Genomic DNA, 13086 nt, shown 5'->3' on the forward strand with positions numbered 1-13086 from the left:
ATAAACCTAGTTTAAATGATATCTTAATCCGAAAAATAATCGCCTGCCTTGGTTAGGAGCATATACATAAGATGGATCAAATGTCAAGGCATAAGGGTTATCTGTAGTAGGAACAACATTACCATTATTATCAAACTGTACATTTTCATCAAATGGATCATCACTTCGGGCTATTATAAATGGATTTCCTTTGTTGGGAGTCCAATTTAGAAGATTCTTTATACCTGCATAGAACTCTAAATTAGTTAGTCCAGTAAAAGTTAATTGAATATTTTGGATACTCCAAGTTGGTGAGTATTCGCTTCTTGGGTCTAAATCGCCAAGCGTTGGTAATCGCATAGGCCCGTATAGATTTCCAGTGTAATCCAGGGTTAGATTAGTTGGGTAATTTTTGTATGAAATAGACCAAACACTAGTAAATCTTTCGGTTAATATTTGTCTAGTTTTTATACCCTTTTCATTTTGAGAAACTTCTTGTAGGGTGGCACCAATAGATGCTTGAATACCGCTTCCTAAAATGGCATCGATATTCAAACTTACACCTTTTGATGTGGAGTTTCCATCTAAATTATCGTAAATAATTTGGTTAGGATTGGTGTCGTAATCTGGGATGATTGCATTTGTAAAATAAGTATACCAGGCAGATGCATCTAGCGTAAATATTTTACCAGATTTTGAATAAATCTTTTTTAAATAGTTAAGTGTAACGTTATAGGATTGTTCTGGATCTAACGCCTCTTCAATAATAACATCTCTTGCTCCTGTGAGTGCGGCATGGTCTTCGGTAAATAAATTAACCACCCTAAAGCCTGTACCTGCATTCAACCGTATAATATCGTCCTCGGTTGGTTTAAATCTATAAGCTATTCTTGGTGTAAAAATTGAACCATGTCTGCTATCATAATCATAACGAGCACCTAATAATAAACGTTGCTTTTCAGAAAGTGTAATTTCATCCTGAACAAATATAGAAGGTATTGTTACTTCGTCTGACGTTAAAGTGGCTGGTGTATTATCATTATAAAAATTATAGCGCGCCGTTAAGCCAAAAAGTAAGTCGTGGTTTTCAAGAGGCTTATCCCAAATTAATTGCCCAAAACCTATGCGTTGTTGTGCAATATATGGGATATCTCCGTAAACTGAGTTTTGATCATGATCTGAATAAGAGAACTGGAAGTTTACTTTTTCATTGATTGGTAATTGGTAGTTTCCTATGATTTCAAATCGTGATGTATAAATACTTTCTCCGTAAACTTCATTGCCACCTCTAAAACTGGAGTTCCAGTTCATTTCTCCTCCCCAGCGATCTTCATAAAAATAGCGCCCCGCTAGAGAAAACAGACGTTTATTTTTTCTTTTGAAATCCCATTTTTGAAATACCGAAATACGGTCTTGTAAGGTAACATCGGTAAAATTATCATTGTTATTGTCAATGGGGTTGGAGTAGTTGTAATAATTAATACCTGTAAGCAGATGTGCTTTTTTCCCAACCTTAGCTTTAAACCCTAAATCTAAATTTGTTTCTCCCCAATCACTAACAAAAGTATCAGCAAACAGCAATGGGGCGTTTTCAGGTAGTTTTGTAATCACATTAATTAAACCTCCAACGGCTTCACTACCGTAAAGAGAAGAAGCAGGTCCTTTGACTACCTCAACTTGTTCAATTAATGAATTTGGTATGCCTGACAATCCATAAACTGTTGAAAGGCCACTAACAATGGGCATTCCATCTATTAAAACTAGAGTGTATGGTCCCTCGAGACCATTGATATGTATATCACCAGTATTACAAACATTACAATTTAGTTGCGGTCTTACTCCGTTAACATTTTGAAGAGCTTCAAAGATATTGGGTGTTGGGTTTTTTTTAAAAAAGGTTGGGGAATATACTTCCACTGGAACAGGACTTTCTAATCTAGATACTGCTTTAAGTGTTCCAGTAACTATAACTTCGTCTAAACTTAGCGCTTCTTCTAATTCCAGTTTAACTGTGGTGCTATTTCCTTCTACGGTGATTTGTTTTTCTGTATTCTTATAACCAGTAAAAGAGGCTATAATAGTGTAGGTCCCAGGAGTAATATTTTTAATTGTAAAAAAACCGGATTCATTAGTTGTGCTTCCTTTTGAAGTACCTTTAAGATAGACGTTAGCAAAAGCCACTGGAGTACCATTGCTAGATACTTTACCAGTTAGCTTAATGGTATTGTTTTGTGCATGAGAGGTTAGGCTTAAAACACTGAAAATTAATAGTGTTATATACTTCATTGTTTTTCTTTTTTGCAAATATAAATATAAATTTAGACTAATCTAAAAATGATTTTAAGTATTTAATTATGTTATATTTGTAGTATTGTATAAACACCAATGATTACCCTAACAGAAGAAAACTATATTAAGGCCATTTACCATTTAAGCAACCAAGGGCTTGAAGTTGTAAGTACAAATGCCATTGCCAAGGAGATGGCTACAAAAGCGTCTTCTGTTACAGATATGGTTAAAAAGCTCTCTGAGAAAGGGTATGCGTTTTATAAAAAATATCAGGGTGTTACCTTAACTGAAGAAGGAAAGGAAATTGCCATAAACATTGTTAGAAAGCATAGGCTTTGGGAGGTGTTTTTAGTTGAAAAATTAAACTTCTCTTGGGATGAAATTCACGAGGTAGCGGAACAATTGGAACATATTAAATCTAAAAAACTCATAAGTCAGTTAGATGCATTTTTAGGTTTTCCTACACATGACCCCCATGGCGACCCTATTCCAGACGATTCTGGAAAGATTAAAAAAATTGATAAGATTTTATTATCTGAAGCTTCGGTTAACGATGATTGTATTTGTGTGGGTGTTCAAGATTCTTCTAGTGCTTTTTTACAATATCTGAATAAACACAATATCGCTTTGGGAGTACGAGTTAAAGTTGTTCAAATAGAACCTTTTGATCATTCGGTAACCATCAAAATAGCCGATAAGGAACTCGTAATATCAAGTATTATTGCCAATAACCTTTTCGTGAAATTGGTCTAAGTTGTAGTTTATAGTTCGGTGTCTTCCAACTTTAACCTAATAATGGTGACGTTGCCTTCAACTTTTATTTTTTTCTCTACACGCTTATAACCATCGGAAGAAGCAACAATAGTATAGTTGCCAGGAGTTACATTTTCTATGGTAAAAAATCCAGATTTATTAGTTATAGTTTCTTTTGAAGTGTCTTTTAGATAGACTTTTACATTAGAGAGCCCCTTTTTTAAAGCGGTAACTTTACCAGTTATTTTTTGGGCATATAAGCTGCTGCTTCCTATAAGTAAAAAGAAAAGTAATAGTTTAATTGTCTTCATTTATCCTGATATAATACATGTAACACTAATTCTTAGTAATTGAAAAGTTCGAGAATATAATTAAAAAAAATAATTATTCGGACAAAGCCTTCAAAAAAGAGTGATTGAAACTAGGGCTACTCCTAAAAAGTGTTGCTTTATCGTTTGGTTTTTAATCTTTTTTTAAGTCTCTACTCAGGCTTAAACGTTACTTGTTCTAAAATAAATTTGGGAAAAGCCTTTATTGGAGTTAGGGTCATGTCTTTGTAATAACATTCGGCCGCTTCCGATTGAATTTGAATTTGTCCTTCGGTTAATGGTTTATTGGTTTCAGGATTTATGGCGTTTTCAACAACCATAACAATTTTTCCGTTTACCACATGAACGGCATCGTTTCCAACAACATAAAGTTCTAGGTGATTCCAGTTACCATGAGGTGCTTGTGGCTCAAGATAGGCGTTTATATAACCTTTGCCTTCAAAATACGTATCGAAATTGGGGTCATATTGTTTTGTTTTACTATTGTTGTCTCCTCTAATCTGAACTATTGGACCGCCTAATTTGGGTTGTACGGTATTAGCTGGTAAGGAAATAAAATCTCCCAAATCTGTTTCTTGTACTTGAAATTCTAAGCAGGTTTTCCAAGTGTTCCAAAATCTGCCGTAGTCTCCGTAGCTATGGTATAAAATACCTGTATCTTTTCTTCGTTGAAGTCTTGGTTCCCATTTCTTATTCCCCCATCTAAACATGGTGCTAAAATGGTAGTTGCTAAATTTGTCTTTTGTGGTTATGCTTCCGTAGATTTCTCCAGATATGTTTAGAATAGTTTCACCATTAATATTGGTTGTAGTAAATACATGTTTTATATCGTTATTTAGCCCTAGAGGAGTCCCTTTAATAACATCTTCAAACTTTGGAGTCCCTTCAGGAAGCCCTAAAATCGTAGTGTGGGGTACACCTATAAACTTTTCGAAATGAGTTAAGTTGGCATCTAAAAGCACAATGGTCTGCTCTTTTTCCTGAGAAAATCCATTAATTGTTAAAAGTATAGCGCATATTAATGTGAATAGGAACCTAGTTTTCATTTGTAAAATTTTAATGGATTATTTAGTTTTTAATGGCAAGAACAATCATTATTGTTTCCACATGCTTTTTTTGAAGCTGTTTTTTTAATCCAGAACTTTTTTATCAAAAAAAGGAGCGCTAAGCCTAATGTGCAAAAAACAAGTATGTTTTGAATAATGGTGTTCATATCAACTGTTGTTGAAAGTTACTAATAGCTATTTCAAAAATTGAAATGCTATCAATGCTGCAATATACGCAATAGTTGACATAACTACTAGTTGAAGTATTGGCCACTTCCAACTGTTGGTTTCGCGTTTTACAACAGCTAGGGTACTCATACATTGCATGGCAAAGGCATAAAATAACAGAAGTGAAATCCCCGATGCCAAAGTAAATACCTTAGCGCCATTGGCGTGTACTTCTGCCGCCATTTTACTTTTTATAGTCTCTTCGTCTTCGCTATCGCCTGCACTACCAACACTGTAAATGGTAGCAAGCGTACCAACAAATACTTCGCGGGCAGCGAAAGATGTTACAAGACCAATACCAATTTTCCAATCGTAACCCAGAGGTTTAATTACTGGTTCTATAGCTTTTCCAACAATACCTATATAACTGTGTTCTAATTTATGTGAAGCGATTTTGTCTTCCAGTTCAACTGGAGGAATTGAAGGATTTTCATTTTTAACAATAGTTTCAGCATTATTGAAATTCTCTCCCGGGCCATAAGAAGCCAATACCCATAATACAATAGATATGGCCAGTATGATTTTACCAGCTTCGAAAATGAACGTCTTTGTTTTTTCGAGCACTGTAATAGCAACGTTTTTTAACATTGGGATTTTATAACTTGGCATTTCAATAACAAAGTAAGACTTACTTTTAATCTTCAATATTTTATTCAGGATATAGGCTGAAAAAATTGCGGCTAGGAACCCAATAACATAAAGTCCCATTAAAGTAAGTGCTTTGAAACTCATCCCCAGAAATGTACCTTCAGGAATTACCAAAGCGATAATAATTACATAAACCGGTAATCTAGCAGAACAAGTCGTAAAGGGTGTTACCAAAATTGTAATAAGACGTTCTTTCCAGTTTTCAATATTTCTAGCAGCCATTACTGCTGGAACAGCACAAGCGTTACCAGAAATTAAAGGCACGACACTTTTGCCACTCAAACCAAAACGACGCATAACACGATCCATTAAAAATACTACGCGACTCATATAGCCACTTTCTTCCAATAGTGCAATAAATAAAAATAGAAAAGCTATTGGTGGAATAAACACCATAATACCACCAATACCAGCAATAATTCCATCAGAAAGCAGGTTTGTAAAGGCACCTTTTGGTAAGGTGTCTTTAACCCAATCTGCAAGTGAGGCGAAGCTTTCGTCTATAAAATCTGTGGGATATGTAGCCCAGTCGTAAACCGCTTGAAACATTAAGAACAGTACAACAAAAAAGATGATATAACCCCAAAATTTATGGGTTAAAATTCTATCTAGTCTTATACGTAAATCGGTTGCCTTAGATGGGTCTACTGTTAATCCTTTTTTTAAAGCACTATTTATAAATTGATAGCGCTTAATCGTTTCCTTTTGTTGCAATCGTTTAAGATCTGCCTTGCTTTTGGTCTTGAAATCGGCAACAGCATCAATTTCTTTTCTGTTGGTTTTACCAAAGTTTACATCTTGGGTGATAACCAACCAAAGTTTATACAATAATTGGTTCGGGAACGCCTTTTGGAGGTTACCAAAATATGCGGGGTCAATATCTGTTGTTTTTAGGCAAGGCTCGTTAGAAATATTGGTATAATTTGTTATAAACTCTTTTAGGTTTTCAATGCCTTCTTTTTTTCGGGTACTAACAAGTGCTATTTTGGTCTTGAGTTGTTTTTCTAAAGTATCTATATTTAAAGCTATCCCCTTTTTAGGCATTCTGTCTGCCATATTAATCACAAGAAGTGTGGGGATTTCCAAATCTTTAATTTGTGTAAAAATTAAAAGATTTCTTTTTAAATTTTCAACATCGGTAACAACAACGGCAAGGTCTGGAAAGTCTTTGTCGTTTTTATTTAAAAGTAGTTCTATAACTACGTTTTCATCGAGCGAAGATGCATTAAGACTGTAAGTTCCGGGAAGATCTATAATATGAGCCTTAAGACCACGCTGTAGTTTACAAATGCCTTGTTTTTTCTCGACAGTAATGCCTGGATAATTACCTACCTTTTGGTTAAGGCCAGTTAGGGCATTAAACACCGATGTTTTACCAGTATTAGGGTTTCCAATTAACGCGACATTGATCTGTTTACTCATGCTTTACTTTTTCGATTAAAACATGGGTAGCGGTTTCTTTTCTTATAGCCAAATGAGACCCATTGATATTTAGGTACATAGGGTCTGCAAAAGGAGCAACCTGAACAAGCTCAACTTCACTGCCGGGCAAACAGCCCATTTCTACAAGCTTTAAAGGGATATGAATCGATGAAACGTCTGTAATAACAGCGCGTTCTCCCTTTTTTAGATGTGCTAAAGTGTCTTGCAAGCTTATTTAGATTGATTTTAAAGAAGCAAAAGTAAACTAAAAGTTTAAAAGTATAAAGGTTTAAATGTCTAAAGTTTATCTAGAGTACACCCTGCTAATTATTATATTCTTTTCTTAAGTGAGAGATATCGTTTAATAGTTTTTTAATGTCCTCGGGTTTGGTGCCATCATAAAATCCTCGAATTTGACGCTTCTTATCAATTAGCATAAAATTTTCGGTATGTACCATGTCGAAGGGTCCGCCATCGCCATTATCTTTTACCGCTAAATAGCTTTTTCGGGCCATTTTATAAATTTCTTTTTTATCGCCAGTTACTAAATTCCATTTCGTATCGTCAACCCCTTTTGCTATGGCATAACGTTTTAGTTGGGCAACCGTGTCTATTTCTGGAGTTACAGAATGCGATAGTAGCATAACATCATCATCATTTAAAATTTCTTTTTGGATACTTGTCATATTTTTGGTCATAATCGGGCAAATGGTTGGGCATGTTGTAAAAAAGAAATCGGCAACATAAATCTTGTTCTCGTAATCTTTTTGCGTTACGGTTTTTCCATTTTGATTGGTAAAGGAGAAATCGGCAATTTTATGGTACTTTTTTTTGTACTGAATGGTGCTATCTACCAATTCGGTACTTACCATATTAGGTTGATAGATAGGAAGTGGTTGATAAACATTAAGGGTGTTGTATATAATAGCAATTATAATCACAGAAATAACACCAAAAACAATTGCAAACGTCTTATACTCTTTAAAAAATGAAAGCATATTTTACATGTGAAATATTTGAGCAAAAATACGATGAAATTTGAATTTCGGAACGTCTTTAGATGCTTAAATTAGTGTTAAATAGATGCACAAAACATAAATGGCTTTTTATACTTGGTTTAAAAGTTTACTTTTGTGCGGTTATCGAAATTTTGATTGAAGACATATGGAGTTTGTTATAAAAATATCTCAGTTTTTATTGAGTCTTTCACTGCTTATAGTATTACATGAGTTGGGGCACTTTGTACCCGCTAAGGCTTTTAAGACTAGGGTAGAGAAGTTTTACCTGTTTTTTGATGTAAAGTTCTCTTTGTTTAAAAAGAAAATAGGTGAAACCGTATACGGAATTGGTTGGTTACCATTGGGAGGTTATGTAAAAATCTCTGGGATGATAGACGAAAGTATGGATACCGAGCAAATGGCAAAAGAGCCTCAGCCCTGGGAATTTAGATCCAAGCCCGCTTGGCAAAGACTAATCATCATGCTTGGAGGTGTTACAGTTAATTTTGTTTTAGCAATTCTTATTTACATAGGAATGAGTTACTTCTACGGTGATAAATTCTTGCCCAACGAAAACATTAAAGACGGATTGTTTATTGAGAGTACCGTTGCAAATAAAGCAGGCCTATTAACCGGAGACAAAATTTTGGAAGTAGATGGTTATGAAATTGAAAACTTTAATGAAATCTCAGAGAAGGTACTTTTTGGTAAAAACATAACTATCGAGCGAGATGGTGTTAAATCTACTGTCACTTTACCAGAGGATTTCTTATCTCAATTGATAGATTCAAAAGAAAAAAGTTTTATAAACCTAAGACAACCTTTTGTTGTGGTTGAAGTTCCAGACACCTCTTATAATAAAAACAGTGGTTTAAGAAAAGGAGATCTCATAGTAGGTATCAATGATTATAAAACTAAGTATATCGATGAGGTTTTGCAAGGGTTAGAAAAATTTAAAGGTCAAAACGTTACCGCAAAAGTGGTCAGAGATAAATCTGAAATAGATTTACCTCTATCCATAAGTGATGAAGCTAAACTAGGATTAGTCTATGCTAGTAGTTCTACTCCGGCAACATTAGAGGCTTTAGGCTACTATCAATACAATACTAAGGAATATGGTTTTTTTGAGTCTTTCCCTGTTGGTTTAACCAAAGCTAAAGATAGATTGGTTTCCTATTGGGAACAGTTAGGTGCAATTTTTACGCCTAGTACCGGTGCTTATAAAGGTGTAGGTGGTTTTAAGGCTATTTTTGATATATTTCCTAATGTTTGGAGCTGGCAGGCTTTTTGGAGTATTACAGCCTTTTTGTCCATTATGTTAGCGGTTTTGAACTTACTGCCAATCCCAGCTCTAGATGGCGGCCATGTTATGTTTTTATTATATGAAATGATATCTGGAAGAAAGCCAGGAGATAAGTTTATGGAGTATGCCCAAATGGTCGGTTTCTTTATTTTAATAGCCTTGGTTTTATTCGCAAATGGTAATGATATATACAAAGCTATTTTTGATTAAATTTTTTCAAAAATTGTATTGTAGTAATTAAAAATATATATATATTTGCGCTCGCAAAACGGAAGAACACTCCTCCTTAGCTCAGTTGGTTAGAGCATTTGACTGTTAATCAAAGGGTCCTTGGTTCGAGCCCAAGAGGGGGAGCAGAATAGAAAAGAGTTACATGAAAGTGTAGCTCTTTTTTCTTTTCCGCTCTTGTTGCGATAAGCTTATCCTGAGCATAGTCGAAGGAATCCCAAGAGGGGAGCAGAATTTAAAAAACCACTCAATTTTTTGAGTGGTTTTTTGTTGATACCTTTTTCTTAAAACAATCAGTAAAGAATAATTCGTTGTCCTTTTAGCTTAAGTCTTAATTATTTAAACATAAAAACCCCCTATGGAATATTCCACAGGGGGTTAATTAACTAACTCAATAAAAATTTATTATGCTATAGCCGTTTTGGCTTTGGTCTCTATAGTATCTACTTCTTTCTGTAAGGCTTCCAATTTCTTTTGCTCATCTTTAGCTGCTTGTTCTTCTGCTGGAGAGAACCTTACTAACAAGCCTAAGAAACCTACAATGGCTACCACAAACCCGAAAGCGAAGAAGGCTTCCTGTAAGCTAGAGCCACTTCTTAATAGGTATTGTGCATATAGTACAGCACCAACATTACCACCTGCTCCTACAATACCAGAAACAGCTCCTAAAGCCTTTCTGTTTATAAAAGGTACTACAGAATAGGTAGCACCTTCGGCCATTTGTACAAATAATGAGAAAAATACCATTGAAGTTACAGCTAAACTCAATGAATTCATTTGCGAGAACAGTAGTAATGCTAAGCCTTCGGCAACTACTACGTAAACCAATATTTTTACTCGTCCGTTTAGTCCAGAGTTTTTACCAAATTTATCTGCAATCCATCCTCCAGTAGAACGTGCAAATAAGTTCATTGCACCAAAGAAGAGTACAATAAATCCTGCAGCTTCTTGACTTAAACTAAACTTTTCTTGATAATAAGTAGATGCTTTTCCGGTAACAAAAAGTTCCATTCCAAAACACCCTGCATACATTAAAAATAAAATCCAAACGCGCTTATCTGAAGCAGCAGTTAAGAACAACCCTTTTTCTCCTTTTTTGGTTTGTGGTCTTTCTTCTGGTAAATCGGCGTAATTCCCTTTGGGACAATCTGTGGTATATTTCCAGTAAAGGAAAGCGACTAATAGCATAATGGCGGCAGGCACATACATGGCTATTCTCCAAGATTCCGTAGCTTCTGCTAAACCAAATGCGGCTACTCCAGAGGCAATTAATGGCATAGTTGCATTGGTTACCCCACCACCAAGGTTACCCCAACCTGCAGTAGTTGCATTAGCAATACCAATTACATTTGGCGCGAACATTACAGAGGTGTGATATTGTGTAATAACAAAAGAAGCGCCTATAACACCTATGGCTAACCTAGATAATAAATAGGTTTCCCAAGTGTTGGCAAAAGAAGATCCAGCAACGGCAAATGCTCCAAAGACTAGTAGGTATACGTAGCTTTTTCTGGGACCGATTTTATCACATAAAGAACCAATAAGAAGGCGTGCAAAAATAGTAACACCAACCGAAGCTATAAAGGCAAGGGTCGTTTGTGCTTTTGTTAATGCTAAATCTGGTGCAATGGTAGATTTCATTAGTGGTGCATGAGAGAACCAACCAAAGAAACATAAGAAAAATGCTATCCAACTTAAGTGAAAGGTTCTCATTTGAACCGTTTTAAAATCTGTAAGGTTTATTTTTGTGGCCTTACTGGTGCTTAATGTATTCATGACTATTGTATTTTTACGACTATTTTTAAGTATTAATACTTAATTAATACTTAGAGTTCGCAAACATACATGTTTTTATGAAGTTAAAATGGTGCTTTTAAGCAGCTTATTTTATGTTTTTTCGCAGGTTTTTAACATAACTAATTGGTAATCAGTAAATTTTGATTTTTTAAGTACTACGTAGTAAACTTAGATCGTAAAAATAAACGGAGAATCTATGCGGTGCTTTAGGATTGAAGCGATTAAATCCTGAGTAAAATGAAATGTTTCTTTATACCTTTTTTATAACATTGGTAACAATGCCCCAGATTACGAAGCTGTTTTCGGGAGTAACTTTAATAATGGGGTAGTTTGGATTTTCGGGTTTTAGCCAAACTTCATCACCTTGAACTCTTAAGCGCTTTACAGTAAACTCGCCATCTAAGAAGCATACGGCTATTTTATTGTTTTCTGGTTCAAGGCTTCGGTCTATTACCAGTAAATCGTTATCATCTAGCCCTGCGTCTATCATGGATTGACCGCTAACACGTGCAAAAAAAGTAGCCTCTTTGTTCTTTATAAGTTCTTTGTCTAAAGACAGGCGTTGTTCTTTAAAATCTTCGGCTGGAGATGGGAATCCTGCAGAAATTCCAGCATCGAAAAATAAGGCTCCAAGATTTTCGTTTGTGTCTTCGGGAGTAAAGAATGTTAAGTTTGTAGATTTGTGCAGTATCATTTAGCTATATCTTTTGATTTAGGAATGCCGTGAAACGGCTAGTACTTTTTTGGTAACGCTATAAGTTGAGTAACAGCGCCTATAAAGATACTAATTATTTTACCACAATAATATCTTTTATGTTGGTCGTGTATCTCGGTGTTAACCGTTCTTGTCGCATTTTCCAGGTACGTTCTAAATCTTGGTTGGCAATTTTAATTTTATAATCTCCGTATTTGGTATTTAAACGGTCTATAGACTTCATTAAAGGTTGGTGCTTAGGGTTTTCTTTTTCGAACATATTAAGTTGAAAATTGTCTGTTGGTACCAAACCAGATACTACTACACCAGCTCTTTTGTACTTAATTCCTTTTTTGAAAATAGAAGTTACGGCCTTCACGGCTTCATTACTAATAATCAATGATGAATTGGTAGGGTATGAAAGGTTAATCACGATGCTGCCACGATGCTGTTCTACATCTTTCTTATGCCTATCGCTACTTAACGTAACATAGATAACATGACAGCTAGAGCCTTGCTTACGTAGTTTTTCTGCACAGCTAGAGGCGAAGGTGGCAATACGTTCTTTTATATAATTAAAGTCGCTATAAGTATAATCGAAGCTACGAGTAGTGGCAATAGCTCTTTTGGCAGTGATTTCATCGAGTTCTAATTGAGGGATGCCCTCTAGGTCTTTTTTTAATTTAAAGCCTGTTGTGCCAAAGTTGTTCCTTACCCAACTATCGGAAAGGTTTACAAAGTCAATGGCTTTTTGGCATCCTTTGGCTTTTAATCGTTTATGCAAGCCCCGACCAATACCCCAAACGTCCTCTAGTGGCATCCATTGTAATGCTTTAAGGCGTTTTTCTTCAGAATCTATAACATAGACCCCGCCTGTTTCTTTTGGGAATTTACGAGCAATTTTATTCGCTATTTTACTGAGTGCCTTAGTGGGAGCCATGCCAACGCAGGTTGGTATGCCAGTCCACTTTAAAATACGCTGTCGCATTTCAATACCGCAGTCTTGCAAATCAATGTATTTAAAGCCTTTAAATTCAACAAAAGCTTCGTCGATACTATAAACTTCTACATCGGGGGTGAACTGCTCAAGAATTTTCATAACCCTGTTACTCATATCGCCGTAAAGTGGATAGTTAGAAGAGAGTACAGTAATATGGTTTGCCTTACAGAAGCTTTCCCATTTAAATATAGGTGCTCCCATAGGCAGTTTTAGTGCTTTAGCTTCATCACTTCGTGAGATAACACAACCATCGTTATTAGAGAGAATAGCGACAGGTTTTCCTTGTAAATTAGGGTTAAAAACACGTTCGCAAGAAGCATAGAAATTGTTACAATCTATTAATGCAAACATAGATTGTAAAGGTACGATAAA

General features: G+C 35.3%; 11 protein-coding genes and 1 tRNA gene. 3 read left to right on the forward strand and 9 right to left on the reverse strand.

What is annotated here, in order from left to right; translation table 11 throughout:
- Positions 1-6: 6 nt before the first annotated feature.
- Positions 7-2265 (reverse strand): TonB-dependent receptor, encoded by a 2259-nt coding sequence (locus tag M0214_RS06825; RefSeq protein WP_248724717.1) that lies wholly within the window; start codon positions 2263-2265, stop codon positions 7-9.
- A gap of 99 nt (positions 2266-2364) precedes the next feature.
- Between M0214_RS06825 and M0214_RS06830 the strand changes: the two genes are divergently transcribed.
- Positions 2365-3021: a metal-dependent transcriptional regulator gene (locus M0214_RS06830; RefSeq protein ID WP_248724718.1), complete on the forward strand. Its 657-nt coding sequence runs from the start codon at positions 2365-2367 to the stop codon at positions 3019-3021.
- A gap of 8 nt (positions 3022-3029) precedes the next feature.
- On the opposite strand, the gene M0214_RS06835 is transcribed toward M0214_RS06830, so the two are convergent.
- From M0214_RS06835 to M0214_RS06855, 5 genes are all read right to left on the reverse strand, one after another.
- Complete coding sequence (locus tag M0214_RS06835) at positions 3030-3332, reverse strand: carboxypeptidase-like regulatory domain-containing protein (RefSeq protein WP_248724719.1); 303 nt, start codon at positions 3330-3332, stop codon at positions 3030-3032.
- A gap of 170 nt (positions 3333-3502) precedes the next feature.
- A complete protein-coding gene (locus tag M0214_RS06840; protein WP_248724720.1) occupies positions 3503-4396 on the reverse strand; it encodes a DUF1080 domain-containing protein in 894 nt (297 codons plus the stop codon).
- Positions 4397-4591: 195 nt separating this feature from the next.
- Complete coding sequence (gene feoB, locus M0214_RS06845) at positions 4592-6694, reverse strand: ferrous iron transport protein B (protein ID WP_248724721.1); 2103 nt, start codon at positions 6692-6694, stop codon at positions 4592-4594.
- A complete protein-coding gene (locus M0214_RS06850) occupies positions 6687-6923 on the reverse strand; it encodes a FeoA family protein (protein ID WP_248724722.1) in 237 nt (78 codons plus the stop codon). Before M0214_RS06850 ends, feoB begins: the two co-directional genes overlap by 8 nt.
- Positions 6924-7017: 94 nt before the next feature.
- Positions 7018-7692 carry an SCO family protein gene (locus M0214_RS06855; RefSeq protein ID WP_248724723.1) on the reverse strand — a complete coding sequence of 225 codons (675 nt, stop codon included), beginning with the start codon at positions 7690-7692 and terminating at the stop codon, positions 7018-7020.
- 166 nt (positions 7693-7858) lie between these two features.
- Here M0214_RS06855 and rseP point away from each other — a divergent pair, with 166 nt between their 5' ends.
- Together rseP and M0214_RS06865 are read left to right on the forward strand one after the other, a co-directional pair.
- Entirely contained in the window at positions 7859-9205 is a 1347-nt protein-coding gene (gene rseP, locus M0214_RS06860) for an RIP metalloprotease RseP (protein ID WP_248724724.1), read from the forward strand.
- Positions 9206-9275: 70 nt separating this feature from the next.
- Positions 9276-9349: transfer RNA gene (locus tag M0214_RS06865), tRNA-Asn, on the forward strand.
- Positions 9350-9628: 279 nt separating this feature from the next.
- Here M0214_RS06865 and M0214_RS06870 read toward each other — a convergent pair.
- The 3 genes from M0214_RS06870 to M0214_RS06880 all read right to left on the reverse strand — a co-directional run bounded on the left by M0214_RS06870 (position 9629) and on the right by M0214_RS06880 (position 13065).
- Complete coding sequence (locus tag M0214_RS06870; RefSeq protein ID WP_248724725.1) at positions 9629-10999, reverse strand: MFS transporter; 1371 nt, start codon at positions 10997-10999, stop codon at positions 9629-9631.
- Between the two features lie 271 nt (positions 11000-11270).
- Complete coding sequence (locus M0214_RS06875) at positions 11271-11714, reverse strand: LexA family transcriptional regulator (RefSeq protein WP_248724726.1); 444 nt, start codon at positions 11712-11714, stop codon at positions 11271-11273.
- A gap of 94 nt (positions 11715-11808) precedes the next feature.
- Positions 11809-13065 carry a Y-family DNA polymerase gene (locus tag M0214_RS06880; protein ID WP_248724727.1) on the reverse strand — a complete coding sequence of 419 codons (1257 nt, stop codon included), beginning with the start codon at positions 13063-13065 and terminating at the stop codon, positions 11809-11811.
- Between the last annotated feature and the right edge of the window lie 21 nt (positions 13066-13086).

This window comes from Seonamhaeicola sp. ML3, from assembly GCF_023273855.1.
In the GTDB taxonomy this organism is placed as follows: domain Bacteria; phylum Bacteroidota; class Bacteroidia; order Flavobacteriales; family Flavobacteriaceae; genus Seonamhaeicola.